This window comes from Streptosporangium sp. NPDC000239, assembly GCF_040300765.1.
GTDB lineage: Bacteria > Actinomycetota > Actinomycetes > Streptosporangiales > Streptosporangiaceae > Streptosporangium.
On sequence record NZ_JBEPEI010000001.1, the window covers coordinates 157,773 to 183,621 of the forward strand.

Here is a 25,849-nt window from a genome sequence, read left to right on the forward strand (position 1 = left end):
TTTCCTGTAGAGACCTCGGGCGCTCTTTATGCGCCGGGTTCATACATCCGATCTTTTGTGGGAGGTTCACTTGGTGAACCTGACCGTTCCCCAGTTGCTCAGAGACCGGGCCGCAGCCGACCCGGACGGGGTCGCGTTGATCGTGCACGGCTCAGCGCCGCTCACCTATCTCCAGTGGCACCAGAGGGCGACCGTGATCGCGAACGGCCTGGTAGCCCGGGGTGTGAGCAGGGGCGACAGGGTCGGTCTCGTCTTCGGGAACGCGGACTGGGCGGACTACGCGGCCGCCTTCTGCGGCGTGCTCGCGGCCGGAGCGGTCGCCGTGCCGCTCTCCGACCGCCTGGCCCCCGCCGACCTGCGCTTCATGCTGGAGCACTGCGGCGCGAGCGGCGCCGTCCACGCCGCGGGCCTCGACGCGCCCGGAGTCGGCTGGAGCGCGACCCCCGACGAGCTGCGTGCGGAAACGTCCTATGAGATCGCCGATCCCGCGCCCGGAGACCTCGCGCAGATCCTCTACACCTCCGGTACGACGGGCCGTCCCAAGGGCGTCTCGGCCACCCACGCCAACCTGGCGTACGGCTGCGGCGCGAAGCGACGCCCCTTCGCGCACTCGCGCCACCTGGTGCACGCCTTCCCGATCGGCACGAACGCCGGCCAGGCCATGCTGATCAACGCCCTCGACGCCCACCCCGCCGTGGTGACGCTGCCGCGCTTCACCCCGGGCCGCTTCGCGACGCTGATCGAGTCCTACCGGGCGGGCACCGTCTTCCTGGTGCCCGCGATGGCCATCGAACTGCTCAACGCCGGGATCGGCGACCGCCACGACCTGTCCAGCGTGCTGCTGCTCGGCTCGGCCGCCGCGCCGCTGCCCTCCGCCGTCGCCGAGGCGCTCACCGCCGCCTTCCCCAACGCGACGATCACCAACTACTACACCTCGACCGAGGCCGCCCCCGCGCAGACGGTCATGATGTTCGACCCCGAGCGTCCGGGCAGCGTCGGCCGCGCCATCGCCGGGGGCCGGGTCAGGATCGCCACCGCCGACGGCCACCCGCTGCCGCCGGGCGAGACCGGCGAGGTGTGGATGCGCTCCCCGGCCGCCCCGCGTTCCTACTACGGCGACCCGGACAGCTCCACCTTCCGCGACGGCTGGGTACGGATGGGCGACCTGGGCCGTATCGACGCCGAGGGCTACCTCTATCTCGTCGACCGCGAGGGCGACGTCGTGAAGTCCGGCGCCTACAAGGTCTCCACGATCCACGTCGAGGAGGCCGTCTACCAGCACCCCGCCGTGGTCGAGGCCGCCGCCTTCGGCGTTCCGCACCCCGTGCTCGGCACCGTCGTCGCCGTCGCGATGGCCACCAAGGTCCCGCTCGCCCCCGAGGAGCTGCGCGTCTTCCTCAAGGACAGGCTGGCCCCGCACGAGCTGCCCGCGCACGTGACCACCCTCGACGCCCTGCCGCGCAACAACGGCGGCAAGGTCGACAAGCGCGCCCTGCGCGCGAGCATGGAGCGGGTGCCGTGAACGCCGGGCACGAGGTCACGTTCACCCAGCAGGGGATGTGGGTGACCGAGCAGCTCGTCGGCGCGGGCACCGCCTACCACATGCCGTTGCTGATCGGCCTGGACGGCGACCTCGACGCGGACGCGCTGCTCGCGGCGTGCGCCGCGCTCGTCGAACGCCACCCCATGCTCGGCCAGGTGGCCGCCGAGGCCGAGGGCGGGCTGCGGCTCGTCCCCGGCGCCGACGTCCCGGTGCGCCGCCTGCGGGTGACCGAGGGTGTGGAGGCCGCGGTACGGGAGGAGATCCTGCGCGGCTTCGACCTGGAGAAGGGGCCGCTGGCCAGGTTCACCCTCCTGGAGACGGGGCCGGGCCGTCACGTGCTCGTCTTCGTCGCCCACCACCTGGTCTTCGACGGCCACTCCAAGGACGTGCTGGCCGGTGACCTGGCCGCCCTGTACAACGGGGAACCGCTCACTCCGCTGGAGTCCCTCGACCACGGCGCCCTGGAGCGGGAGCGGGTCGCCGCCCTGCTGCCCGAGGCGCGGGACTTCTGGAAGTCCCGCTGGCGGGAGCAGGGCGAGACCGTGCTGCTCGGGCGGACGCTGCGCTCCCGGCGCGCCGGCGAGGGGCGGGAGCTGAGCTTCACCGCCGCCCCCTCGGCGGTCCCCGGGCTGACCCGCTTCGAGACGTTACTGGCCGCCCTGCACGTCCTGCTCAGGGGATACGGCAACGACCGGGTGACCACCGCCGTCGACCTGTCCACCCGGCCGAAGGAGGCGGCGGGCCACATCGGCCTGTTCGTCAACGAACTGCCTGTCTCCTCGGAACCCTCCGTCGAGGAGGACTTCGGGTCCTTCGCGACCGCACTACGCGCGGGGCTGCGCGAGGTCTACCGGTTCCGTCAGGTTCCGCTGGTCCGCGCGATGCCCCGCATCCGGCCGCACGCCGCGCTGGTTCCCGTCTCCGTCAGCTACCGCACCCGCCGCGACGCCGACCCGGTCTTCACCGGTCTCGACGCCTCGGTCGAGTGGACGGTCTTCAACCACGCGGTGAGAGGCGCGCTGCACCTGCAGTGCGTCGACGGCCCCGGTGGGCTCACGGTCAGCCTTCGCTATGACCCAGAGGTGGTTTCGGACGCCCGAAAAGTGGCCGACGACCTGCGTCTTCTTCTGGAACGCGCCACCTCCGCCCCCGAAAAACCGATCAACACGCTACTGAACGACACTCTGGAGAAGAGATGGGTTCCGTCACCACCCTGACCGACCAGGTACGCGAGATCTGGGAAGAAGTCCTGGGCATCTCGCCGATCGACGAAAACGACGACATCTTCGACCTGGGCGGCCACTCGCTGACCATCACCCAGATCATCGCCCGGATGCGCAAGCGGCTCGACGTCGAGGTCTCCCTTGACGACTTCTTCGACAACCCGACCATCTCGGGGATCGTGGAGTCCCTCGGAGATGACTGAGACCCTCGACCGGCTCAGGCTGTCGCGCCTCGGCGACGACGACCTGGAACTGCTGCTCCTGGTCAGGCACTTCGAACTGAAGCTCTTGGAGCTGTACGGCAAGGGTGACCTGAACGGCACGACCCACACCTGCCTCGGGCAGGAGTACGTCCCCGTCTCGCTGACCCCGCTGCTCGGCGAACACGACCACGTCTTCAGCAACCACCGGGGCCACGGCCACTACCTGGCCAGGTTCCGCGACCCGCACGGCCTGCTCGCCGAGATCATGGGCAGGCAGGGCGCGGTCTGCGGGGGAGTCGGCGGCAGCCAGCACATCCACCGCGACCGCTACATGTCCACCGGCGTCCAGGGCGAGAGCATGCCCGTCGCCGCGGGCGTCGCCCTGCACCTCAAGCGCGCCGAACCGGGCACGCTCGCCTGCGTCTACATCGGCGACGGCACCTGGGGGGAGGGCGCCGTCTACGAGGCGCTGAACCTCGCCGCCCTCTGGCGGCTGCCGCTGATGGTCGTCGTGGAAAACAACGGCATCGCCCAGTCCACCCCGACCACGGCGCAGATGGCCGGGAGCGTGGCGAGCAGGGCGGCGGCCTTCGGCATCACCCACCACCTGGTCGTCTCCACCGACGTCAACGAGATCAGGGCCTCCCTTGAGGCGCCGGTCGCCGCGGTGCGGGCGGGCAGGCCCCTGATCGTCGAGTTCGCCACCCACCGGCTCGGCCCGCACAGCAAGGGCGACGACATCCGCCCGGCAGACGCCGTACAGGCGGCCAAGGACAACGACTGGTACGTCCGCTACGCCAACGACCACCCCGACCAGTTCCACCGGCTCGACGGAACGGTCAGGGCCCAGGTCGAGGCCATCGCGGAGGAGATCGCCGCGCGTCCGCCCTCCCGCTGGGAGGCGTCGTCTTCTCGGGGGACGTCGTGAGAGTCGGGGAGAACCTCAACGAGGCCCTGCACGGGCTGCTCGACGACGACCCCACCGCCTACGTGATCGGTGAGGACGTCCTCGACCCCTACGGCGGAGCCTTCAAGATCACCAAGGGTCTCTCGATGCGCTTCCCGGGACGGGTGATCGGCACCCCGATCAGCGAGGGCGCCCTGACCGGCGTCGCCGCGGGCCTGGCCCTCACCGGCAACACGGCCGTCGCGGAGATCATGTTCGGTGACTTCGTCGCGCTCGCCTTCGACCAGATCTGCAACTTCGCCAGCAAGTCGGTCTCCATGTACGGCAGCCGCCTGCCACTGCGGATGATCGTGCGCTGCCCCACCGGCGGCGGCAGGGGGTACGGCCCCACGCACAGCCAGAGCATGCAGAAGCACTTCATCGGCATGCCCGGCCTGTCGCTGTACGAGATGTCGCCCTTCCACGACAACCGTGAGGCCCTCGCCTCGATGCTGGGACGCGGCGAACCCTGCCTGTTCTTCGAGGACAAGGTTCTCTACACCCGGCAGATGGGCCAGACCGACCCGATGTTCCCGGTACGCCGCGACGGCGAACTGGCCATCGCCGAGGCCGACGGCAGACCCGACTGCGTGATCATCGCACCGGGCGGCATGGCGCACCGGGCACTGGCCGCGATGCGGACCCTGCTGCTCCAGGACGAGATCTCCTGCCGCCTGCTCGTCCCCTCCCGCCTCTACCCGCTGGACGTCGAGGCGCTGCTGCCGTACGTGGGCGGCGTCGTCCTCGTCGCCGAGGAGAGCACGGCGGGCGGCACCTGGGGCAGCGAGGTCGCGCACCTCCTGCACGAGCGCGTGTGGGACCGCCTGCGAGGCCCCGTCCGCCTCGTCCACTCGCGGGACAGCGTCATCCCCACCGCTGCCCACCTGGAGAGCGAGGTCCTGGCCGGGGAGTCCACGATCCACCACGCCGTACGAGAGGCCCTGCGTGGCTGACATCCGCGTCCCCAAGCTCAACAACAACGACAGCGAGTACCTCGTCGTGGCGTGGCTCGTCGAGGACGGCAAGCCGGTCAGGGCCGGTGAGCCCGTCGTGGTCCTGGAGACCTCGAAGGCGGCCGACGAGCTGGAGGCCGAGGAGTCCGGCTACCTGCACCACGGCGCCGCGCTCAACACCTGGGTCACCCCCGGCGCGCTGCTGGCCAGGATCACCGAGGAACCCCAGGCCCCGCCCGCCGAGGTCGTTCCCGACGCCGTCCCGGCGCCTGTCGTGGCGGCCCCCGCGGTTGTCACGGTCGCCCCGGCGGCTGTTCCGGCAGCCGCCTCGACGGCCGTTCCCGTCAGTGTCCCCAGCAGCGCTCCCGTCGACGCCCCGGCGCCGCGCGACCCCGTCATCACCGACCCCGCCCGCGCCCTCATCGCCGAACTCGGCATCACCCCGGAGCAGATCGCCTCCCTCGGCCTCGGCGTCATCCGCCGCGCCGACGTGGAACGCCTCGCCGGCCTCACCCAGGAACCGCCCGCCCCGCCGGTCGTACCCGAGGAGCTCGACGAGGCCGCGCGGCACACCCTCTCCCGGGTGCAACGGGCCGTCGCCAGGGCCGTCACCACCTCGCACAGCACGATCCCGGCCGCCTACACCGTCGTGAAGTTCGACGTCGGCCCCGCCCTGGAGCGCACCAAGGACCTCAGCAGGCAGGTCCGCAGGCCGGTCGGGCTCACCGAACTGTTCGTGCGGGCCGTGGCCGCCCTGCACCCCGAGTTCCCGCTGTTCTTCGCCGCGGTGGAAGGCGACGGCGCCAGGCTCTCCGACGCCCCGCGCATCGGCGTCACCTTCGACATGGGGGAGGGGCTCTACGTCCCGGTGGTCCGCGAGACCGGGACGCTCAAGGAGATCGCCGACACGCTGATGCGCTACCGCCTGGCGGCGGCCGAAGGCGACTTCAAGGAGAGGGACCTCACCGGCGCCAACATCGCCGTCACCCTCCACACCGACGCCGACGTCGTCCTCGCGGTCCCCCTTGTCTTCCCGGGGACGGTCTGTGCGCTCGCGATCACCTCGCCACAACCGGAACTCGTCCTCGGGGAGGACGGCGCGGTGACGACGAGGACCGTCGCCAACATCGGCCTCGCCTACGACCACCGACTGATCAACGGCCGGGACGCCGCACACTTCCTGGCCGCCCTCCGGACGGAGCTGCAATGACCGAGACAACGCTGTCGGACGCCAAAAGGGCACTGCTCGCCCAGCGGCTCCGGCGCCGGGAGGAGTCCCGGACCATCACGGCCCGGGACCCCTCAGTCACCCCACCCCTGTCCCACGCCCAGGAACGCCTGTGGTTCCTTGAGCAGTACCGGCCGGGGACCACCACCTACACCGTTCCCGTCGCGGTGCGCCTGCGCGGCGAACTCGACGAGGAGGCGCTGCGCCGCGCCCTCGACGAGATCGTCGTCCGCCACGAGGCGCTGCGGATGCGCTTCCTCACCACCGAGGACGGCACGCCGGAACTGGTCGTCGACGGCCCCCGCCCCGCCGAACTGCGCGTCACCGAGGCCGCCGACCTGGACGCCGCCGTCGAACTCCTCGACGACGAGGTCGCGACGCCGTTCGACCTGGAGACCGGGCCGCTGCTGCGGACCCTCCTGGTACGGCTCGCCCCCGACGACCACGTCCTGCTGCTGGCCGCCCACCACACCGTCGTCGACGGCTGGTCCGTGGACCTCATCATCCGTGAGCTGCTCGCCCTGCACGACGGCAAGACCCTCAAGCCCGCCCAGGTCGGCTACGGCGACTACGCCCTCTGGCAGCGCGGACGCGACCACCGCCGCGAGGTCGACCACTGGCGCGAGAAGCTCGCCGGGCTGCCCGCCATCGAACTGCCGACCGACCGGCCGCGCCCCGCCGAGCAGGGCTACGAGGGCGCCTCCCTCGACTTCGCCGTCGACGCCGACCTCACCGCGCGCCTGACCGAACTGGCCAAGTCCTCCGGCGCGACGCCGTACATGACGTTGATGGCGGCCTTCCAGGTGCTGCTGGCGCGCTACTCCGGGCAGACGGACTTCGCGGTCGGCTCCCCGGTCGCCGGGCGGGGCCTGCCCGAGCTGGACGACGTCGTCGGCATGTTCGTCAACACGCTGGTGCTCCGCGCCGACCTGGCCGACGACCCGGCCTTCACCGACTTCCTGGCCCGCACCAAGGAGACCGCGCTCGACGCCTTCGCCCACCAGGAACTGCCGTTCGACCAGCTCGTCAACGAGCTCAACGTCGTCCGCGACGTCAGCAGGTCACCCCTGGTGCAGGTCACCTTCGCGCTGCAGAACTACAAGGCGGGCCAGGAGGACGGGCGTATCTCCTACGTCTCCATGCCCGTCAGGACCACCCGCTACGACCTGGCCCTCTACCTCTTCGAGAGCCCCGACGGCCTGGTCGGCAACTTCACCTACAACACGGCGCTGTTCGACCCGGAGACCGTCGAACTGCTCGGTTCCCGCTTCATCACCCTGCTGAGCTCCATCGTCGACTCCCCGGACACCCGGGTCGGCGAGTTGTCGCTGCTGTCGGAGCAGGAGCGGGAACTCGTCCTGGGCTTCGGGTCGAGCACCGACCTCGTGCCGACCGGTCACGACCTGCTCCACGAGATCGTCACCGCGCAGGCCGGGCTCACCCCCGACGCCCCTGCGGTGACCCACGAGGACGACACCTACACCTACGCCCAGCTCGACGAGCGCTCCGGCCGGATCGCCGCGCTCCTGCGCAACCGGCACGGCATCGGCCCGGACAGCAGGGTCGGGGTGCTGCTCGACCAGTCCGCGGACGTGGCCGCCGCCCTGCTCGGCGTGCTGAAGTCCGGCGGCGCCTACGTGCCCCTGGACCCCAAGCAGCCCCGCGACCGCCTCGCCTACATGCTTGAGGACTCCGGGGCCGCCGTGGTGATCACCACCACGGACCTGGCCGACCTGGTCTCCGGCCCCCGGCTCGTCCTGCTCGACGCCGAGGCGCTTGAGGAGACCGCGTTCGACGATCCCGGTGTCATCCCGGGCAACCTGGCCTACGTCATCTACACCTCCGGCACCACCGGGCGCCCCAAGGGCGTCGGCGTGCAGCACCGGCAGGTGCTGAACTACCTGGCCGGGGTCAGGGAACGCTTCGCCGTCGAGCCCGCGGGCGTCTACACCCTGCTGCAGTCGCTGTCGTTCGACTTCGGTGTGACGATCTTCTACCTGTCGCTGATGACCGGTGGCGAACTGCACCTGGTCGACCCGCAGGCGCCGGTCGAGGACCTGGCCGAGCAGCTCGGCCGTACCGACTACATCAAGATGACCCCCTCCCACCTCGCGTCGCTGCTCGCCGACCCCGACGTGAACCCCGCCGAGCTGCTGCCGCGCAAGCTGCTCGTCCTCGGCGGCGAGGCCTCCAAGTGGAGCTGGGCCCGCGAGCTGACCGAGCACACCAGGGTCGTCAACCACTACGGCCCGACCGAGGCGACGGTCGGCATCTCCACCCACGCCGTCACCGACGAGGCCGAACGCGCGCTGAACCTGCCCATCGGCAGGCCGCTGCCCGGCGCCAGGGTCTACGTGCTCGACGAGCACCTGCGGCTCGTCCCGCCCGGCATGACCGGTGAGATCTACCTCGGCGGCGACCGGCTCGCCCGCGGCTACCTCGGTCAGCCCGGCCTGACCGCCGACCGTTTCCTGCCCGACCCGTACGGCGAGCCCGGCGCCCGCATGTACAAGACGGGCGACCTGGGCCGCTGGCTGCCCTCGGGGGACCTGTGCTTCCTCGGCCGCCGTGACCTGCAGGTCAAGGTCCGCGGCTACCGCGTCGAACTGTCGGAGATCGAGTCCGTCCTCACCGACCAGCCCGGTGTCGCCCACGCCGTGGTGGACCTGCGCGAGGACCGTCTCGTCGCCTACCTCGTGGGAGAGAAGACGACCGTCGGCGAACTGCGCGCCTCACTCGGCGAGCGGCTCCCCGAATACATGATCCCGGCACGCTTCGTCTGGCTGGACGAGCTGCCGCTGAAGTCGCACGGCAAGGTCGACCGGGCCAGGCTGCCCGAACCCGACGAGGAACGCCCCGATCAGGAGGCGGGTTTCGTCCCGCCGGCGACACCGATCGAAGAGGCGATCGCCTCGGTGTGGGCCGCGGTGCTCGGCCTGGTCCAGGTCGGCGTGCTGGACGACTTCTTCGACCTGGGCGGACATTCGCTGCTCGCCGCACAGGTGGTGGCCCGCCTGCGGAAGGCTCTCCCCGCAGGCGGGCGCCAGGTCAGCATCCTGGACCTGTTCAAGTACCGGACCGTGCGCGAACTGGCCGAGGTCGTCGAGGCGGGCGAGAGCGGCCCCCGGCTGCTGCTGCACCGCCTCACCCCCGCCAGGGCCACGACCTCCAACCTCGTCTGCGTGCCGTACGGCGGCGGCAGCGCGGCCATCTACCAGCCGCTGGCCGACGCGATGCCCAAGAAGTGGGCGCTGCACGCGGTCGCGGTACCCGGCCAGGAGATGGGCCTGATCGAGGAGACCCGGCCGGTGGCCGAGGTCGCCGAGGGCTGTGTCGAGGAGATCCTCAAGGGGATCAAGGGCCCGCTGACGCTCTACGGCCACTGCGGTCTCGGCGTCATGCTGACCGTGGAGATCGCCAGGCGCCTTGAGGCGGCCGGCCGCCAGGTCGACGCCATCTACCTCGGCGGCGTCTTCCCCTTCGCCAGGCCGCAGTCGGCGCTGGCGTGGATGGCGAACCTGACCGACAAGCTCCGCAGCGACCAGGTCTGGGCCAACGCCCTGCAGGCCGCGGGCCTCGACGTCGAGGACCTCGGCCGCGAGGAGCTCAAGCTGGTCATCGACAACCGGCGCAAGGGCACCAGGGAGGCCGAACGCTACTTCACCCGCCTGTTCGAGGAGGGGGTCGAGCCGCTCAAGGCGCCGATCATCTCCGTGGCGGGCGAACGCGACCCGGCGACCGAGTTCTACCAGGAACGCTTCCGCGAGTGGCACCTGCTGACCGACTCGACCGCGGCGGTCGTGCTCGACGAGGCGGGCCACTTCTTCCTCAAGTACCGCGCCGAGGAACTGTCGGTCATCCTCACCGGCACCCACAAGGCCATCGCCTCCGGCGAGACCGAGGAGTTGCGCCGTACGGCACGCTCCACCTGGTGGCTCGAAGGTGTCTCCAACCGCTCGGAGGGCGCCCCGGCTCCCGCCCCGGACGGCCAGGCCGTACCGGAGAGCGGGCCGAGGACCGGGCCGAAGCCGAGCATGCGGCGCTTCGCCGCGGTGGCGGCGGGCCAGCTCATCTCGATCGTCGGATCGTCCCTGACCGAGTTCGCCATCCCGCTGTGGATCTACATCCACACCGGCTCGCTCGTCAGGTTCGCCCTGTTCTCGGTGCTGGCGCTGGTGCCCGGCATGCTGGTCGCCCCGCTCGCGGGCACCCTCGTCGACCGCTACGACCGGCGAAAGATCATGCTCGCCGGTGACATCGGGGCCTTCAGCACCCAGCTGATCATGGGCGTGCTGCTGTGGACCGGCAATCTGGACGTCTGGCAGATATATCCGCTGCTCGTGGTGCTGTCGGTGGCGCTCACCTTCCAACGCCTCGCCTACAACTCGGCGATCCCACAGCTGGTCCCCAAGCGCTTCCTCGGTCACGCCAACGGCGTCGTACAGATGATCACCGGTACCGCCCAGCTGATCGTCCCGCTGGTCGCCGTCGGCCTGATGGCGGTGATCGGCCTGGAGGGCATCCTCGCCCTCGACGTCGCCTCCTACGTCTTCGCCATCGGGGTCCTGCTGTTCGTCCGCTTCCCCAAGACCATGGCCTGGAAGCGCAGGGAGACCCTCCTCGCCGAGATGGTCGAGGGCTGGAAGTTCTCCTGGGGCGTCAAGGGCTTCCGCGCGATGCTGTTCTTCTTCGCCTTCCTCAACGTCTTCCTGTCCCCGCTGTTCCTGCTCATCTCCCCGCTGGTGCTGGGCTTCGCCACCCTTGAGGACGTCGGCCGGGTCTCCTTCTTCGGCGGCCTGGGCGTCTTCATCGCGGGCCTGGCCATGACGATCTGGGGTGGCCCCAGGCGGCAGAGGCTGCGCGGCGTGATGCTCTCCACCCTCATCCTGTCGGTCTTCTGCCTGGTCGTCGGCTTCCAGCGCGACCTCGTCATCGTCTCCATCGGTGTCTTCGGGATGTCGTTCTGGCTGACCATGCTCAACGGCGTCTACGCCACGATCATCCAGGTCAAGGTGCCGCAGCGCTTCCACGGCCGGGTCATCGCGCTGAACACCCTCATCGCGTGGTCCACGCTGCCCATCGGCTTCGGCCTGGTCGCGCCGTACGGCAGCGCGATCTTCGACCCGCTGATGATGCCGGGCGGCGCGCTCGCCGACACCTTCGGCGCCGTGATCGGCACCGGCCCGGGACGCGGCGTCGGCCTGATGTACGTCCTGTTCGCCTTCGCCATCGCCGCCATCGCGGTGGCCGGACTGCGGATCAAGACACTGGCCAGGTTCGACGAGGAGGTGCCGGACGCGCTCCCCGACGACCTGGTCGGTTTCCAGACCGTCCAGCGGCGCCAGGAGGAACTCGCCGAGGTCGTCCCCATCACCGCCAAGAAGCAGCCAACCGGAGTGTGACCCTCTGTTCTTCTGATGCCTTTCCTGCTCTTCTGATGTTTTTCGACCGGGTTCGGGCGTGTTCCGCTGCGGTACACGACCTTCCGGTGCGTGACTTCTGAGCACGTGCCGGGGAGCCCGGGTCGCTGACCGGACTCCCGCCGGTCGGTTCCCAGCGGAAGTACCTCCCCACTGGGAACCGGCCGACGGGTCCTCCCCGCCGAGCGCCCGGCGGGGAGAAGCCCCGGCGGACGGCGAGGACGACGCGGTGTGGGGTACCCGCACTCGTCCCCGCTCCGTCCGCACCGGGGCGAAGACAGGCACGGCGGGGTGAGGTTCTCCCCGGACCCCCTTGCCGGGACACCCACCCCGCCGCGCCCGTCTCACCCGCCCTCGTCACCGAACCAGACGAGGTCGGAGTGCAGCCGCCTGGCGGCGCTCTGCGCGCTGTTCCACAACCCGTGCCCACGGCCGTCGGCCCCGATGGTCGCCGCCTGCCCACAGGGCAACGTCAGCCCGTAGGCCACCACCTCGGCCTGTTCGCCCTCCCAGCCTTCCTGAACCAGCGCGAACACGCGGGGCACGTGCTCCTCGTTGACGTTCTCCATGCCGGTACTCCTTGTTGTCGGTGCTGCGCTCTCGCCGAACTTCTTTGGACGGCTCTACTGCGCTGCAGGCAGTGGCCTTTGAGGAAGGGCAGCTCTATAGTGTTCTAGAGCAGTAGTGAAGTCAATCAGGTGATCTAGAGTGCACTAGAACAGGTGGTTAGTGATGGGTGACGGTTTTGAGGGGCTGGCCCCGTACAGGCGGATCGCCGCGCAGATCAGAGCCAGGATCGAGAGCGGTGAGATCCAGCCGGGCGACCGCGTCCCCTCGGTGAGAACGATCATGCGTGAGGAGGGTGTGTCCACCGCGACCGCCACCCGGGTCGCCGCCGTGCTGAGGGCGGAAGGGTACGCCACGTCGGTTCCCGGCATCGGGACGATCGCCGTACTGCCCAAGAAGCTCACCACGGGACCGGACCGGCTTCAGATGCTGCGGGCCACCGGAAGCGGCTACCGTCCTGGAGAACGGGTCGAGATCCTGGGTGCCGACCTCGTTCCCGCTCCCGAGGAGGTCGCCGACGCGCTGGGCGTCGAGGCCGAGACTCCCGTGATCCGGCGTCGCCGGATGTACCAGGACGACGCGGGCGCCGTGGCGTTGTCGACGTCGTGGCTTCCCGGCGAACTGGCCGAGGTGATCCCCGAACTGCTGGCCGCCGAACCGCTGCCCTCCATGACCTTCGGCCTGGTCGAGGAGCGGACCGGCCGCCGTGCCGTACGGCGGCGCGACGTCATCTCCATCAGGCCGGTGCCCGTGGACGCGGCAGAACTGCTCGGGGTGGAGGAGGGGACACTCGCGCTGACCATGACCAACCACTACTGGGACCAGCACGAGGAGACGACCGAATACGCCGTCGACTTCCTCGCCCCCGGCCGAGACCTCTCCGCCGACCACGACCTGAACTAGAGAATCGGGACTTTCAGGATGGAAGGAAGGTTTGACCGCTTCGGCTCCAGACGGCATCTCCGTTCCCGGCGTCCCGAAGGAACCAGTCCGCTCCAGGCCGAGGCCGCTGACCAGGGAATTCATCGTGAACTGGTCCTCAGGGAGGTCGCTGTGACAGCCCCTCCACCGGATGTCGCGGACGTGCTTCAGGTCACAGTGGACACCCCGCTCGTCGTACGGCGTCACCTCGTCGTGCTGGACGGTCATCCGGCGGCGACCGCTGACTCCTACATTCCGGCTCATCTGGTCGAGGGAACCCGGATCGTCCGTTCGGAGAAGATTCCCGGGGGTGTGCACGCGGCTCTCACCGAGGTTCTCGGAACGCCGCTGACCCACGCGGTGGAGGCGCTCGTGGCCCGGATGCCGGCTCCGGTCGAGGCGGAGACGCTGGAACTCCCGCCGGGTACACCCGTGGTCGAACTCGTCCGCACGATCCACGCCGACGACCGGCCGGTCGAGGTGACGGTCTGGATGTTCGACGCGAGCCGTCATCGGTTCGTCTACGACGTACCGGTGGACTGACGCCGATCTCCTGTAGAGATCCCAACGGAGGGAAGCTGTGAAGCCCGATACCCGAGACCAGTCCGAGCGGATCGCCGCCGACCTTCGTGCTCAGATCATGGCCGGGCAGATTCCGCCCGGCGCGCAGCTTCCGTCCATTCCGGCGCTGGCCGCCAAGCGTGGCGTCTCGACGACCGCCGTGCAGACCGCCTGGCGCATCCTCAAGGCGGAGGGGTACCTCGTCAGTGAGACGGGCAAGGGGGTGTTCGTGCGTGATCGTCACCAGTTCACGGTGAACGCCGCCGCGTACTTCGACCCGGCCGAACGAGGGGTCAAATACAAACTGCTCGATGTCGCCGAGGTCACGGCACCCGCCGATGTCGCCGCCGCTCTCGGTGAGGAACGAGCCGTGCTGCGGCGCCGGCTGACACTTCGCCAGGACGAGCCGGTGGAGCTGTCCTGGTCCTACTACCCGGTCAGCCTGGCCGCGGGGACTCCTTTGGCGGGACGGGGCAAAATCCGGGGAGGCGCGCCGCAGGTTCTGCACGACCTCGGTTACCCGGAGCGTGAGTTCGTGGACCGCCTGTCGGTTCGTCCGCCGACGACCGAGGAGGCGGAGGCCCTCGACATCCCGCAGGGGGTTCCCGTTCTCCGGCAGTTCCGCACGGTGTACTCCGCCGACGAACGACCGGTGGAGGTAAGCGTGATCATCAAGCCGGGACACCTCTACGAGCTGTCCTACCGTCAGTCGGTCTCCATGGACGACCGGAAGTAATTGCCACTCCGGGTCAGGACGAGGCCTGGCGTAGTTCTCGGGTGGCGGTTCGGTAGGCGTGGCCTATGTGGGTGAGCAGGCCCAGCAGTAGGGGGATCTGTTCCGGGGTGTAGTGCGCGCCGATCGCGTCCAGGTGGCGTCTCGCGGAGTCGCGGGTGGCCTCGTAGTCGCCCAAGCCGTCTTCGAGCAGTTCCACGGTGACCGTACGGCGGTCGCGTTCGCCGCGCACCCGCCGTACGTAACCCGCCTTCTCCAGGCGGTCGATCAGCCGGGTCGTCGAGGCCGACGGCAGGCCGAGTTCCTCGGCGATGGCTCCGACGGAGAGGGGGCCGCGCATCTCCAGCAGGATGACGGCGGCGACGTCGGCCGGTTGCAGGCCGAGCCGGTTGGCCACCGCCTCGTTGTGCTGCACGACCGCGATCAGGAACTCGCGGTAGATGTCCTCTTCCGGATGTTTGTGGGCCACTCAGCCAACCTACTCCAGCTTGGTATATCTTCATATCGGAGATACTCCGATTTGGAGGAAATATGGACATCCTTGTCGTTGGTGCCGGCGTGGGCGGTCTGGCCGTGGCGCGTCACCTGCTGGCCGCCGGTCATCGGGTGCGGGTTTTCGAGCGGGCCGCCGCCAGGCGGACGGGCGGGGCGGGATTGACCATGTTCAGCAACGGCGTCGCCGTACTGAACGATCTCGGTGTCAGCCTGGACGGTGTGGGAGGGCGCATCGACAGGATCGACGCGCTCACCTCCGGTGGCCGGTTGCGCACCACCATGGACCTGGTTCACACCGCCGCCCGGTTCGGGTTCGAGAACAAGTCGGTCTCCCGGAACATCCTGCTGGACCGTCTCGCCGAAGGGCTGCCCGAGGGACTCGTCCGCTACGGGACGGGCTTCCAGAGCGTGACGCAGGACGACGAGAAGGTCACCGTGACCTTCGACGACGGCACGACCGCCACCGGAGACCTGCTCATCGGGGCCGACGGCCATCACTCGGCGGTACGGCGGCAGCTCTGGGGCGAGGAGGTCGTCCGTACGGCGACCTTCGGCACCTGGCAGGCGCTCAGCCCGATCGACATCGACCTCACCCACACCAACCTCCACCTGATGATCACCGGGAAGGAGGGGGCGTGCGGGCTGATTCCCGGGGGCGACGGGCTGCTGCAGTGGTGGTTCGACGTGCGCTGGTCGCCCTCCGACCCACGGCCCGCGGAACCGCTGGCCGAGCTGAGGCGTCGCTTCGGGCACTGGGCCTCACCCGTCCCCGAGGTGCTGGCCGCCGCGCGGGAGGAGGACCTCGGGTTCTTCGGCCACCACTGGAACAGGGTCCGGACCGTCTGGGGGCAGGGCCGCGTCACCCTGATCGGCGACGCCGCCCACACCATGCCGCCGACCCTGGGCCAGGGCGCCAACCAGACCCTTGAGGACGTGTGGGTGCTCGGCCGCGAACTCGCCAAGGGTGGAGACCTTCCGGTACGGCTGCGCGCCTACGAGCGGGCCCGCTACCCGAAGGTCTCGCTGGTCTCCCGGCTGGCCAGGCGCAGTCCCGCGAACTGGCGCATCCCGCCGACGGTCGGCCGCCTGTTCCCCGAGACCTCCCAGACCACCATGCTCACCCGCTTCAGCAACCGCCTGACGGCCCTGGCGGGATGACCTACCCGCTTCCCGGGTGTCAGCGGGGGACGAACATCACCGCCGAGATGGGCTCGTCGAAGTCCCGCCGCTCCCCGGGGGCGACGGGGATGGGTGCTCCCGTGCAGTTGCGGTTGACGTACATGTTCGCGACCTCGTCGGTGCCGTTGGACACGAGCAGGACGGTTTGCCCGAACGCGGACAGGCCGATGCACCTGAGGCTCTGTGGATTGACCAGAAGGTTGGGCCGCCCGGCCTGAAGCCGGTAGACGAAGCGACCCGTCGCGGCGTAGGCCGGAAGCGCCGCGCCGGCGAGCATCGCGACGGCGCATGCGGTGGAGACGGCGGCTTTGGTGATCTGTCGCCTCATAGGAGGCACCTCCCGTGAACCTGGGGCCACTGTTTCTTCGTTTGATAACTCTCCGTAGTCGTCAATGGTCACCCGTGTCCCGTGAGTGACGGTCCGGTGTGCCCCGAAGGGCTCTTATGTCTTCCGTGGAGCTCGCTACCGGGAATCCGTGGGTCCCCGCTTCTCCGGAATTGAACGGGAGCCGGCCTCACGCCCGGTCGCGCGGAATCTCTGGACGGGTGCTTGACGCTCGAAAGGCGAGGAGAATTTCGTTTCCGCTGTTTCACCCTGGTCAACGAGCTGAGCGATCCCCCATAAAGGCCGTGGCGGGAAAAGAGGCCTTTTTCCTGAGAATGACGGAACCCCCGGTGGCCGGGGGTTCCGTTTGGGGTCCTGTGTCGGGCGGCTCACGCCGTACGCGCGCCGGTGGATCCGTACCGGGTCCGGTCCGGCCGGGCACGATCCGGGGTCAGCAGAGCTTGATGAACCAGACCGGGTCCCAGTTCGTGATGAACTTGGCTCCGGGCTCGAAGTACCTGATGGGGTTGTGCTGCTGGTCGCGGAGCTCCACACGGACGTTCTGGTTGTTGAAATAGGGCGTCGTGCCACCCCACCTCGTCAGCGCGTACTCCGCGCAGGTGTAGAACCGGAACAGAACGTACCTGTCGCCGTTGCCGGCGTTGTACCTGATCCAGGTGCAGAGCCTCTCCGGCCCGCAACTGTTGACCCAGTCGGTGGCCTGCTGCTGGCTCCAGTCGGACTTCGTGTCCCAGACCTCCGGGGCGGGGCTGACCACAGGCCAGGGGATTATGTCCTTCGTCGCGGCCGGTACGCCCTTCACGCTCGCGACATCCGCCCCGGCTGGACTGACAAGGCCCGCGAGGGCCGCGACGACAAGGGTCAGCGCTGCCAGGACGCGTTTGATAGCTGACACGTGCACTCCATCCTTGGGCGATTACCTCATCACCGATCAAATCAGAAGCAGGAGAGCGATATAGGCCGGGAAAATGCCATTTTTCGCTGGTTTACTGCCAACATTGGATCGATGAAAGGAAGGCCCTTTTCCGTGACGGCCCCCTCACGTGTCGCCATCAGGGGTCAGGCCAGGTCCCACAGCAGGCGGTAGTATGCGATGCGCTCCTCGTCAGGGGCGACACCGTAGGCCTCGTACACCAGGTGGTCGTAGCCGGGGCCGTGGTTCCACTCGGTGCTCCAGGCCGCGACCGCGAGGTCGGCCCACCGGTCGGCCACCCCGAGCGAGCCGAGGTCGACGTGCGCGGCGAACGTGCCGTCGTCGTGCACCAGGGTGTTGGGGGCGCAGGCGTCCCCGTGGCAGACGACCAGCCGGTCGATCGGCGGAGGGTCGCCGATGATCGCCCGGGCTTCGGCGAGGCCGAGATGGCGGTGTTCGGGGGACCAGTCCTGCGGCCCCTCACCGTCGGCGACGCGCTCGTCAGCGCGGGCGAGCCGCCGCTCGACGCTCCAGTCGAACGGGCACTCCGCGACGGGCAGGGCGTCGTGGAGGACGCGCAGTCCCCGGCCGATCGCGGCCGCCGCGGCTGCGGAGGCCTCCGGGCCGTCACGCCAGCGGTCGTCCACCGCGGAACGGCCGACCAGCCCGGCCGTGACCAGCCAGGAGCCGTCGGCGTCGTCGCCGTGTTCGAGGACCTGAGGGACGTTCACCCAGTGTCGCGCCCAGGTCAGGCGTTCCGCCTCGGCGGCCAGGTCGATCTCCGGGGTGCCGACGGCGATCCACTTGGCGTATCTGACGCCGCCACGCCCGTCGTCGAGCCGGAACGTCAGGCCGCCGAGCTCGTTGCGCCACACCGGGGTGATGTCGTCGTCACCGGCGAGTGTCGCGATGACGTCGGGTACGGGCACCGGGCCGGTCGGGATCTCGTCGATGTCGATAAGGCTCATGGGCCGTGATGCTTCCAGGCACGCCGTACCGGGAACAAAGGGTTTTCAGCCACGGTCACATGTCGGCCCGGGTCGTGAGCCCGCGGTCCGTGAGCACCAGGGCCAGCCCGGCCACCGAGGCGGCGACCATGATCAGGGCGAGGACGTGCAGGCGGTCGTCGTTCACCTGGGTGTGGAAGGCGAGGGAGATCAGCGCGGTCGAGGCGATCGAACCGAGGAATCCGGAGGTGCGCAGCAGCCCCGAGGCGGTGCCGAGCTGGGCGGCCGGAGCCTGGGCGTACAGGGTGGTCTGGTTGGCGCTTGAGGTCGCGGCCAGGGTGACCCCGACGGCGAGCGTGATGCCGACGACCCAGAGGATCGGGGTGTCCCTGGTCAGCGAGAGGACCCCGATCGAGGCGGCCAGGCAGCAGAACGCCGAGACGAGGAGCGGGGCGCGGACGAGGTTGCGCCGTGAGATGGGCTGCACGATCAGGACGGGAAGCGCGCTCATGGGCAGCAGGAGCAGGCCCGCCTCCTTTGAGGAGACGCCGCGTTCGGCCTGCAACCACTGGGTGAGGCCGTACAGGACGGTGTAGACGCACAGTGACGCCACGGCCCAGCGCAGGTAGGTGCGGGTGAGCGCCGGATTGGCGCGCAGCAGGCGCATGTCGATGAAGGGACGGCTCGCCCGCAGCTCCCACCACACGAGCCCGGCCCCGAGCAGTACGGCCAGGCAGAGGGCGGTCCAGTTGGGACGCGGCAGCTCCATCAGGAAGACCAGCAGGGCGGCCATCGCCCCGCCGAACCCGGCGATGCCCGCCACGTCGACGCGGGCCGCGAGCTGCCGGGGCGTCACCGGCCCCTCGACCGGCGGGTCGGCGGGAATCCACAGCAGGGCCATGACCAGGGCCGCGAGCGCGACGGGCAGGTTGACCAGGAACGTGGTCCGCCAGCCCCAGGCGTCGACCAGGACGCCGCCGATGGGAAGACCGAGGGCCGCGGTGGCGGAACCGGCGAGCATCAGGCCGCCGAGCACGCCACCGGGCGGCGCGGTCAGGCCCGCCGCCTCCGCGCGGCGCCGGACGAGCAGCATCGCCGAGGGGTAGACGGCCGAGCTGCCCACACCGATCAGGGTCCTGGCCACAACCAGGGCGGTCAGGCTCCGCCCCGTCCCGCCGACGACGCCGCCCGCCAGGACGATCAGCAGGCCGGTCAGGAAGACACGGCGGGCCCCGAACTCCTCGGCGAGCTTCCCGCCGGTCGGCTGGGCGATGGCGCCCGCCAGATAGAGCGCGGAGACCAGCACCGCGGTCCGCCCGACCGGGACGCGCACGGCGGCGGCGACCGGGACCAGCGCGGTCGCGATGAGGGAGGTGTTGACCGCGTTGATCGTCGATCCGGTGAACAACGGCGCCACGAACCGCCAGGAGAAGGCGGAGTCCCGCGTCACAGGCGCTCGACCGGGGGCGGTGCGGCCATCAGGGTCTCCGGTTGGGCGAGGACGAACCCGCCGCCGGTGCGCGCCCGTTCCGGGTGGGCCGCCTCCGGGAACCGCCTGCGGACAGCGCGACGTAGCCGCCCAGGAGCGCCAGGCCGGTCAGCGTCTGCGCCACCAGGAAGGGCAGCGGGTCGGCGGGCCGTACGGCCAGGGCCAGCAGGGCGGGCGCGCAACCGGGCAGGGCGAGGTCGACGCCGGTCAGCCCCCACAGCAGCGGCCCCGTGGGAATCGCGCCGCCCGGAGTGTCGATGACCGGCATGGAGTGGTCGATCGGGCGCCTCCTGGCCATCCGCAGCGCCGCGACCGCCAGGACGGGGCCGCAGGCCGGACCGAGCAGCGGCCACCACGTGCCCGTGCCGAGGGCACCCGAGACGCTCAGCCCGGCCAGGGCCGCCCCCAGCCAGCAGGCGCCGAACAGGGCGGGCGGCAGAGCCCGTACGGCCAGCGCGGTACGGGGACCGACGGCGAGCGCCCGCAGCAGGGCGGGATTGTCACCGTCACGGCGGGCACCGGAGGTGACGGAGACCGCCGCGGCGAGCGTGCCCATGGCCGTCAGCGCGACGGCCACCTGGGATAACCCGGCGGTCACGGCCAGGGCGGGCAGCGCGGCGGCACCGGCCAGCACCGCGAGCCGTACCGGACGGCGTCCGGCGCGGCGGGCCTCCTGCCAGGCCAGCGCCCAGGCGCCCGGCACCGGCCAGCGGCGCGAGCGCAGCGCCCGGCCCCGCCAGTGGTTGTCCTCGACCGACCAGGTCAGCGCGCCCGGGTCCAGGGTCACGGTCGCCTGGGCCACCCTTCCCGACCGGGCGGAGGCGGCCAGGATCGCACGGGCGGGGACACGGTCGAGCGCCGTCCAGGCCCGCCGTACCAGGAACGCGGCCACCGCCGCCGTACAGCAGGCGACCGCGCCGACCACCCCGGCGGGGAGAGCGGCCGCCACCCGGCCGGGCCCCGGACCCGACACGGCCATCAGTACGGCCGCCGCCACGGTGAGGGCGATCAGAGCCTGCAACCAGGCGTCCCAGGTGGGGAAGGCCTGACCGAGGACCCCCATCGCCATGCCGCCGAGCCCGGCGCCGAGGCCGATCACCAGCGCGGCCGCCAGCCGCAGGGGGAGCAGGTCGGGGGCGCCGAGCACGGCGACCAGCGTCGTGCCCAGCACCAGCCCGCCCAGGATCGAGACCACGAGCAACGTCCGCGCCGTCCCGCCCAGGACGGTACGGCGCGGCAGCGGGGAGAGCAGGCGCCAGGAGGCGTCGGCGGCGCCGAGCACCACCGGCCCGGCCGCCCTGACGACGGCCAGGTAGCCCGCGTAGGCCACGGCGACCAGCGCCAGCCCGGCTCCCACCTGCCGGGGATCGGCCGGGTGGACGAGGTTCTCCAGCACGGAGGCGACCGGCCTGCCGAGGACCGCGAGCGCCATGGCGACGCCGAACAACGTCGTGTACCGGTCCTGCCAGCGTCTCATCGCGCCGCCTCCAGCCTGACCAGGCGGGCGCCGCAGGCCTCGGCGAGGGCGAGGTCGTGGGTGGCCATGACGACGGCGCCGCCCCGCGTGGCGTACTCACGCAGGAGGTCCGCCAGGCGGTCGCGGAAGGCGGCGTCAAGGCCGCGTTCCGGCTCGTCGAGCAGCAGCAGGCGGCTCGGCCTGACCAGTGTCGCGGCCAGTGAGACCCGCTGGCGCTGCCCGGTCGACAGGGTCAGCGGGTGCAGGTCGGCGCGGCCCTCAAGGTCGAACGCGGCGAGGGCCGTCCCGGTGTCCATCCGCCCGCCACCGTGTACGGTCGCCACCAGCTCCAGGTGCTCCCGGACGCTCAGCCCCGGATACCAGGCGGGCTCGTCGCCGGCCAGCGCCACCTCGCGCCAGAATCCCGCGGTGTCCGCCGGAGGTTCGCCCAGCACCAGGACCCGGCCGTCCGCCGGGATCTCCAGTCCGGCCAGGCAGCGCAGCAGCGTCGACTTGCCCGCGCCGTTCTCCCCGATGACGGCCACGATCTCCCCGGGGCCCGCCGTCAGGCCGACTCCGCGCAGCACCGCCTGCCCGCCCAGGTCCACCCGCACGTCACACGCGGTCAGGGTCGCTTCCACGGTCACGAGTCCGGGGCGGTTTCGGTCACGCCGGAAGGGCCGGCCCAGGCCCACGGTCCTGAGGTCGTGCCGGGCGTGACGCCGCCGGGCGGGCAGGAGAGGGCGCGGGTGGTCGGACGGCTCCCGGGGAGCTCGAACCGCTGGTTTCGCGGGTCGACGCTCCAGCTGTGGGCGCCGACGATCCCAGCCGAGTGCGGCTGGCGTTGGAGGGGGTTCGTCAAGATCGGTGATTCCGGCACGCCCACAGACTAGGGCGTGTCCTCCCGCCATGAGCGGGGCCCGGCGGCGCGTGCGGTTGCGGTGGGCGGCGGAGCGAACGTAACCTTCCGGCAACGCGTTGACGGAGACGAGTAGTCCCCGGGCACGGACAGGTCGGAGAGAGCCGCCGGAAGCTGCGAAGGCGGACCTGTCCCCGGGGGTGAAGACCCTCCCGAGTGCGGGGAGAAACGGCGTGCGCGCCCAATGCCCCGCCGGCCGGCCCCCGTGATCGGGCCGTCGAGGCCGTCGTGACGGCGGCGAAAGTGCGGTGGCACCGCGAGTTCCCTTCTCGCCCGCACTCCCAAGGGATCACCACTCACTGAGTTGAGGTTTGTGATGATCTCCACATCCACTCGTACCCTGGCCGCCGAGCTTCCACGGCGAATCGGCGACCGGGTCACCGTCCAGGGCTGGCTGCACCGGGGACGGACCCTGAAATCGGTGGTCTTCCTCATCCTGCGGGACCGGTCAGGCCTGGCCCAGGCCGTCTTCACCGGCCCCGAGGCCATGGCCGAGGCCGACGGCCACCCCGAGGAGACGGTCCTGAGCGTCACCGGGACCGTGACCGCCAACCCACAGGCTCCCGGAGGGGTCGAGCTGACCTCCCCGGAGGTCGTCGCCCTGTCGGGGCCCGCCGAGGCCCCGCCGTTCGACCTCTACCGGCCCGGGGTGCCCGCGACACTGCCGACCATCCTCGACCACGCCCCGGTCACGCTGCGCCACCCGGCGCTGCGCGCGCCGCACGTCATCTCGGCCGCCTCGGTCGCGGGCTTCAGGGCGGCGCTCGACGGTCTCGGCTTCACCGAGATCCACACGCCGAAGGTGGTGGCCTCGGCGACCGAGTCGGGCGCCAACGTCTTCGCGATCGACTGGTTCGGCACCCCCGCCTACCTGGCGCAGTCTCCGCAGTTCTTCAAGCAGGCCATGGTCGGGGTCTTCGAACGGGTCTACGAGACCGGCCCGGTCTTCCGGGCCGAGCCGCACGACACCGCGCGGCACCTGGCCCAGTACACCTCGCTGGACGCGGAGCTCGGGTTCGTCACCGACCACCGGGACGTGATGGCGGTGCTGCGCGAGGTGCTGGCGGGCATGACGGAGGCCGTCGCGCGTCAGGCGGGCGAGGAGTGCGCGCTGCTGGACGTCGCGCTGCCCAAGGTGCCCGAGCGCATCCCGGAGATCCACTTCGCCGAGGCGCAGGAGCTCATCGCCGCCCACACCGCCGAGGACCCCAGGGGGGAGCCGGACCTCGCCCCGGCCCACGAGCGCTGGCTGTCGGAGTGGGCGCTGAACGAGCACGGCAGCGAGTTCCTGTTCGTCTCCGGCTACCCGATGGTCAAGCGGCCGTTCTACACCCATCCCCAGCCGGGCAGGCCGGAGTACTCCAACAGCTTCGACCTGCTCTTCCGGGGCCTCGAACTGGTCACCGGAGGTCAGCGTCTGCACCGGTACGAGGACTATCTCGCCGTCCTGGCCGCCAAGGGCGAGTCCGCCGAGCCGTACGAGGGGTATCTGTCGGCCTTCCGGCACGGCATGCCGCCGCACGGCGGGTTCGCCCTGGGGCTCGAACGGTGGACCGCCAGGCTGACCGGCGCCGACAACGTCCGCCGCGCGACGCTGTTCCCCCGTGACCTGCACCGCCTGAACCCCTGACGTCTCCCTCCCGTACGGCCCGCCCCGGTTCCCGCTGGGGCCGGGCCGTACGGCGTGGCCGCCTGGTCAGGAGGCCCGCTCGGCGCTCTCCTCCGCACCGCCGAGCAGGTGCTCCCTGCCCCAGGCGCCCAGCGGGCCCAGCGCCGCGTTGAGCGAGGCGCCCAGCGGGGTCAGGGAGTACTCGACCCTGGGCGGCACCTCGGCGTACACCTCACGGTGCACGATGCCGTCCCCCTCAAGCTCGCGCAGGTGGGAGGCGAGCACCTTCTCGGTCACCCCCGGCACCAGCCTGCGCAGCTCGCCGAAGCGGCACGGCCGTTTGTCGAGCGCCCAGAGGATCAGGACCTTCCACTTGCCGCCGATCACGTCCATCGCCGCGTCGATCCCGCAGACGTACGCCCCCGGCCTGGGTACGGTCGCCATCTCCAGCCCTCCTGCCTGCTCACTCACCCCGGGGTAAGCACCCACTTCGAAGTGCGTACTTGATCGTTCCGGGGACCGGGATCCAGCCTAGTAGGCATGAACGACAACACTTCCGGACTCACTCTGCTCGGCCTCGGCGCCATGGGCACCGCGCTGGCCCAGGCCTGGCTGACCGCCGGTCACCGGCTGACCGTCTGGAACCGTACCCCGGGCAGGGCCGAGGCGCTCGCCGGGCGGGGCGCGCGGATCGCAGGGAGCGCGGCGGAGGCGGTGGCCGCCAACCGCCTCGTGGTGACCTGCCTGCTCGACGACGCCTCGGTCGGGGAGGCCCTGGACGGCGCCGACCTGACGGGCAAGGACCTGGTCAACCTCACCACCGGCACCCCCGGGCAGGGACGCGCCCGCGCCGCCTGGGCCGCCGAACGCGGCGCCCGTTTCCTGGACGGCGGCGTCATGGCGGTCCCCCCGATGATCGGCGCCCCGGAGTCGGGGGCCTTCATCTTCTACAGCGGCTCCCGCGACCTCCTCGACGAGCACCGGGACACGCTGGCCGTACCGGCGCGGCCCGTTCACGTCGGGGAGGACGCCGGGTACGCCGCGCTGCAGGACGTGGCGCTGCTGAGCGCGATGACCGGGATGTTCGCCGGGGTCACGCACGCCTTCGCCCTGCTGCGCCGGGAGAAGGACATCTCGCCGAAGGAGTTCGCCCCCACGCTGGTGGCCTGGCTCACCGCCATGGCCTCCTACACCTACGGCATCGCCGACCATCTGGAGAGCGGCGACTACACCAGGAACGTGACCTCCAACCTCGCCATGATGGTCGAGGGCAACGCGACGATGCTGCGGACGGCCGAGGAGCAGGGGATCAGCGCCGAACTGATCACCCCGTTCACGACCTTGATGGAACGCCGCCTGGCCGACGGCCACGGCGACGAGGGCACCGCGGGGGTGGTCGATCTGCTCCTCCGCTGACCCTGGGCGGTTTGTGGGGTTTTGGTGCGGGTAACCCGGCGGAACGGAGGGGTTCCCGCGCGAAGGAGCGGACATGTCAGCGACGAAGAGAATCCTGGTCGTCGTCACCAACGTCGGCGAGTACGAGAAGGCGGGCATGCGGACGGGCCTGTGGCTGGGGGAGCTGACGCACTTCTGGGACCACGCCGAGCGGGCCGGGTTCTCCCTGGACATCGCGAGCCCGTCCGGCGGCACGATCCCGATCGACCCGGAGAGCCTGGCCCACGACGTGCTGGCGGAACTGGGCACGGAACGGCGCTATCGGGACAGGAGGTTCATGAACCTCCTCGACGACACCAGGAAGGTGGCCGACGTCGACGTCGAGGACTACGACGCGATCTATCTCACCGGCGGGCACGGGGTCATGTTCGACTTCCCGCGCAGTGACGACCTGGAGTCGCTGGTCGCCAGGTTCCACGAGAGCGGACGCGTGGTCTCGGCCGTCTGCCACGGCCCCTGCGGGCTGCTGAACGTCACGCTCTCGAACGGGGAGCCGCTGGTCAGGGACAGGGACGTCACCGGCTTCTCCTGGCCGGAGGAGGAGGCGGCCGGCCGCGACGACGCCGTCCCCTACAGCCTCCAGGAGGAGCTGAAGAGGCTCGGAGCCCACTACAGCGTCGCCGGCAGGCCGTTCGAGGCCCACGTCGTCGAGGACGACCGGCTGATCACCGGCCAGAACCCCGGCAGCGCCAGAGGGGTCGCCGAGGCCGTCGTCAGACGGCTCCAGCCCGCCTGAGCACGCC

Annotated in this window: 23 protein-coding genes; 14 read left to right on the forward strand and 9 right to left on the reverse strand. The window is 70.7% G+C overall.

Features of this window, described 5'->3' with window-relative positions:
- Positions 1 to 73: 73 nt before the first annotated feature.
- From ABT340_RS00650 to ABT340_RS00680, 7 genes are read left to right on the forward strand one after another with little or no spacing between them, the layout of a single operon-like run.
- Complete coding sequence (locus ABT340_RS00650; protein ID WP_352008509.1) at positions 74 to 1,522, forward strand: class I adenylate-forming enzyme family protein; 1,449 nt, start codon at positions 74 to 76, stop codon at positions 1,520 to 1,522.
- The gene (locus ABT340_RS00655) at positions 1,519 to 2,760 is read left to right on the forward strand and encodes a condensation domain-containing protein (RefSeq protein WP_352008510.1); all 1,242 of its coding nucleotides are present in this window, start codon (positions 1,519 to 1,521) and stop codon (positions 2,758 to 2,760) included. The genes ABT340_RS00650 and ABT340_RS00655 overlap by 4 nt, the downstream gene beginning before the upstream one ends.
- Positions 2,739 to 2,969, forward strand: coding sequence for a phosphopantetheine-binding protein (locus tag ABT340_RS00660; protein WP_352008511.1), 231 nt, complete (start codon positions 2,739 to 2,741; stop codon positions 2,967 to 2,969). Before ABT340_RS00655 ends, ABT340_RS00660 begins: the two co-directional genes overlap by 22 nt.
- Entirely contained in the window at positions 2,962 to 3,897 is a 936-nt protein-coding gene (locus ABT340_RS00665) for a thiamine pyrophosphate-dependent dehydrogenase E1 component subunit alpha (RefSeq protein ID WP_352008512.1), read from the forward strand. The genes ABT340_RS00660 and ABT340_RS00665 overlap by 8 nt, the downstream gene beginning before the upstream one ends.
- Positions 3,894 to 4,868 carry an alpha-ketoacid dehydrogenase subunit beta gene (locus tag ABT340_RS00670; RefSeq protein WP_352008513.1) on the forward strand — a complete coding sequence of 325 codons (975 nt, stop codon included), beginning with the start codon at positions 3,894 to 3,896 and terminating at the stop codon, positions 4,866 to 4,868. Before ABT340_RS00665 ends, ABT340_RS00670 begins: the two co-directional genes overlap by 4 nt.
- Complete coding sequence (locus tag ABT340_RS00675) at positions 4,861 to 6,078, forward strand: 2-oxo acid dehydrogenase subunit E2 (protein ID WP_352008514.1); 1,218 nt, start codon at positions 4,861 to 4,863, stop codon at positions 6,076 to 6,078. The genes ABT340_RS00670 and ABT340_RS00675 overlap by 8 nt, the downstream gene beginning before the upstream one ends.
- Positions 6,075 to 11,498 carry a non-ribosomal peptide synthetase/MFS transporter gene (locus ABT340_RS00680; RefSeq protein ID WP_352008515.1) on the forward strand — a complete coding sequence of 1,808 codons (5,424 nt, stop codon included), beginning with the start codon at positions 6,075 to 6,077 and terminating at the stop codon, positions 11,496 to 11,498. Before ABT340_RS00675 ends, ABT340_RS00680 begins: the two co-directional genes overlap by 4 nt.
- Positions 11,499 to 11,860: 362 nt before the next feature.
- On the opposite strand, the gene ABT340_RS00685 is transcribed toward ABT340_RS00680, so the two are convergent.
- On the reverse strand, positions 11,861 to 12,085 hold the full coding sequence (locus ABT340_RS00685; RefSeq protein WP_352008516.1) for a hypothetical protein: 225 nt from the start codon (positions 12,083 to 12,085) through the stop codon (positions 11,861 to 11,863).
- Positions 12,086 to 12,248: 163 nt separating this feature from the next.
- Between ABT340_RS00685 and ABT340_RS00690 the strand changes: the two genes are divergently transcribed.
- From ABT340_RS00690 to ABT340_RS00700, 3 genes are read left to right on the forward strand one after another with little or no spacing between them, the layout of a single operon-like run.
- Complete coding sequence (locus tag ABT340_RS00690; protein WP_352008517.1) at positions 12,249 to 12,986, forward strand: GntR family transcriptional regulator; 738 nt, start codon at positions 12,249 to 12,251, stop codon at positions 12,984 to 12,986.
- A gap of 18 nt (positions 12,987 to 13,004) precedes the next feature.
- Positions 13,005 to 13,547 carry a GntR family transcriptional regulator gene (locus tag ABT340_RS00695; protein WP_352008518.1) on the forward strand — a complete coding sequence of 181 codons (543 nt, stop codon included), beginning with the start codon at positions 13,005 to 13,007 and terminating at the stop codon, positions 13,545 to 13,547.
- A gap of 37 nt (positions 13,548 to 13,584) precedes the next feature.
- Positions 13,585 to 14,301 carry a GntR family transcriptional regulator gene (locus ABT340_RS00700; RefSeq protein ID WP_352008519.1) on the forward strand — a complete coding sequence of 239 codons (717 nt, stop codon included), beginning with the start codon at positions 13,585 to 13,587 and terminating at the stop codon, positions 14,299 to 14,301.
- 13 nt (positions 14,302 to 14,314) lie between these two features.
- On the opposite strand, the gene ABT340_RS00705 is transcribed toward ABT340_RS00700, so the two are convergent.
- Entirely contained in the window at positions 14,315 to 14,767 is a 453-nt protein-coding gene (locus tag ABT340_RS00705) for a MarR family winged helix-turn-helix transcriptional regulator (RefSeq protein WP_352008520.1), read from the reverse strand.
- A 62-nt stretch (positions 14,768 to 14,829) separates the two neighbouring features.
- Between ABT340_RS00705 and ABT340_RS00710 the strand changes: the two genes are divergently transcribed.
- Complete coding sequence (locus tag ABT340_RS00710) at positions 14,830 to 15,951, forward strand: FAD-dependent oxidoreductase (RefSeq protein WP_352008521.1); 1,122 nt, start codon at positions 14,830 to 14,832, stop codon at positions 15,949 to 15,951.
- A 19-nt stretch (positions 15,952 to 15,970) separates the two neighbouring features.
- On the opposite strand, the gene ABT340_RS00715 is transcribed toward ABT340_RS00710, so the two are convergent.
- The 6 genes from ABT340_RS00715 to ccmA all read right to left on the reverse strand — a co-directional run bounded on the left by ABT340_RS00715 (position 15,971) and on the right by ccmA (position 21,764).
- On the reverse strand, positions 15,971 to 16,300 hold the full coding sequence (locus ABT340_RS00715; protein WP_352008522.1) for a hypothetical protein: 330 nt from the start codon (positions 16,298 to 16,300) through the stop codon (positions 15,971 to 15,973).
- 448 nt (positions 16,301 to 16,748) lie between these two features.
- Positions 16,749 to 17,213, reverse strand: coding sequence for a hypothetical protein (locus ABT340_RS00720; RefSeq protein WP_352008523.1), 465 nt, complete (start codon positions 17,211 to 17,213; stop codon positions 16,749 to 16,751).
- 164 nt (positions 17,214 to 17,377) lie between these two features.
- The gene (locus tag ABT340_RS00725; RefSeq protein WP_352008524.1) at positions 17,378 to 18,199 is read right to left on the reverse strand and encodes an aminoglycoside 3'-phosphotransferase; all 822 of its coding nucleotides are present in this window, start codon (positions 18,197 to 18,199) and stop codon (positions 17,378 to 17,380) included.
- Positions 18,200 to 18,254: 55 nt separating this feature from the next.
- Positions 18,255 to 19,628: an MFS transporter gene (locus tag ABT340_RS00730; protein ID WP_352008525.1), complete on the reverse strand. Its 1,374-nt coding sequence runs from the start codon at positions 19,626 to 19,628 to the stop codon at positions 18,255 to 18,257.
- Between the two features lie 28 nt (positions 19,629 to 19,656).
- Positions 19,657 to 21,144 (reverse strand): DUF6297 family protein, encoded by a 1,488-nt coding sequence (locus ABT340_RS00735; RefSeq protein ID WP_352008526.1) that lies wholly within the window; start codon positions 21,142 to 21,144, stop codon positions 19,657 to 19,659.
- Positions 21,141 to 21,764, reverse strand: a complete 624-nt coding sequence (gene ccmA / locus ABT340_RS00740) for a heme ABC exporter ATP-binding protein CcmA (RefSeq protein WP_352008527.1) — start codon at positions 21,762 to 21,764, stop codon at positions 21,141 to 21,143. Before ccmA ends, ABT340_RS00735 begins: the two co-directional genes overlap by 4 nt.
- A gap of 594 nt (positions 21,765 to 22,358) precedes the next feature.
- Between ccmA and aspS the strand changes: the two genes are divergently transcribed.
- Positions 22,359 to 23,672: an aspartate--tRNA(Asn) ligase gene (gene aspS / locus ABT340_RS00745; protein ID WP_352008528.1), complete on the forward strand. Its 1,314-nt coding sequence runs from the start codon at positions 22,359 to 22,361 to the stop codon at positions 23,670 to 23,672.
- Between the two features lie 66 nt (positions 23,673 to 23,738).
- Here the strand turns inward: aspS and ABT340_RS00750 are convergent, their stop codons facing one another.
- Complete coding sequence (locus ABT340_RS00750) at positions 23,739 to 24,095, reverse strand: winged helix-turn-helix transcriptional regulator (protein ID WP_352008529.1); 357 nt, start codon at positions 24,093 to 24,095, stop codon at positions 23,739 to 23,741.
- A gap of 96 nt (positions 24,096 to 24,191) precedes the next feature.
- Here ABT340_RS00750 and ABT340_RS00755 point away from each other — a divergent pair, with 96 nt between their 5' ends.
- Positions 24,192 to 25,067, forward strand: coding sequence for an NAD(P)-dependent oxidoreductase (locus tag ABT340_RS00755; RefSeq protein ID WP_352008530.1), 876 nt, complete (start codon positions 24,192 to 24,194; stop codon positions 25,065 to 25,067).
- A gap of 73 nt (positions 25,068 to 25,140) precedes the next feature.
- Positions 25,141 to 25,842, forward strand: a complete 702-nt coding sequence (locus ABT340_RS00760) for a type 1 glutamine amidotransferase domain-containing protein (RefSeq protein WP_352008531.1) — start codon at positions 25,141 to 25,143, stop codon at positions 25,840 to 25,842.
- Positions 25,843 to 25,849: the final 7 nt, after the last annotated feature.

What these genes read in the sequence shown, in the direction of transcription:
- ABT340_RS00750 (WP_352008529.1), bottom strand. Translation starts at nt 24,095, where the DNA reads ATGGCGACCGTACCCAGGCCGGGGGCGTACGTCTGCGGGATCGACGCG.
- ABT340_RS00690 (WP_352008517.1), top strand. Translation starts at nt 12,249, where the DNA reads ATGGGTGACGGTTTTGAGGGGCTGGCCCCGTACAGGCGGATCGCCGCG.
- ABT340_RS00660 (WP_352008511.1), top strand. Translation starts at nt 2,739, where the DNA reads ATGGGTTCCGTCACCACCCTGACCGACCAGGTACGCGAGATCTGGGAA.
- ABT340_RS00685 (WP_352008516.1), bottom strand. Translation starts at nt 12,085, where the DNA reads ATGGAGAACGTCAACGAGGAGCACGTGCCCCGCGTGTTCGCGCTGGTT.
- ABT340_RS00665 (WP_352008512.1), top strand. Translation starts at nt 2,962, where the DNA reads ATGACTGAGACCCTCGACCGGCTCAGGCTGTCGCGCCTCGGCGACGAC.
- ABT340_RS00735 (WP_352008526.1), bottom strand. Translation starts at nt 21,144, where the DNA reads ATGAGACGCTGGCAGGACCGGTACACGACGTTGTTCGGCGTCGCCATG.
- ABT340_RS00710 (WP_352008521.1), top strand. Translation starts at nt 14,830, where the DNA reads ATGGACATCCTTGTCGTTGGTGCCGGCGTGGGCGGTCTGGCCGTGGCG.
- ABT340_RS00755 (WP_352008530.1), top strand. Translation starts at nt 24,192, where the DNA reads ATGAACGACAACACTTCCGGACTCACTCTGCTCGGCCTCGGCGCCATG.
- ABT340_RS00715 (WP_352008522.1), bottom strand. Translation starts at nt 16,300, where the DNA reads ATGAGGCGACAGATCACCAAAGCCGCCGTCTCCACCGCATGCGCCGTC.
- ABT340_RS00725 (WP_352008524.1), bottom strand. Translation starts at nt 18,199, where the DNA reads ATGAGCCTTATCGACATCGACGAGATCCCGACCGGCCCGGTGCCCGTA.
- ABT340_RS00695 (WP_352008518.1), top strand. Translation starts at nt 13,005, where the DNA reads ATGGAAGGAAGGTTTGACCGCTTCGGCTCCAGACGGCATCTCCGTTCC.
- ABT340_RS00680 (WP_352008515.1), top strand. Translation starts at nt 6,075, where the DNA reads ATGACCGAGACAACGCTGTCGGACGCCAAAAGGGCACTGCTCGCCCAG.
- ABT340_RS00760 (WP_352008531.1), top strand. Translation starts at nt 25,141, where the DNA reads ATGTCAGCGACGAAGAGAATCCTGGTCGTCGTCACCAACGTCGGCGAG.
- aspS (WP_352008528.1), top strand. Translation starts at nt 22,359, where the DNA reads ATGATCTCCACATCCACTCGTACCCTGGCCGCCGAGCTTCCACGGCGA.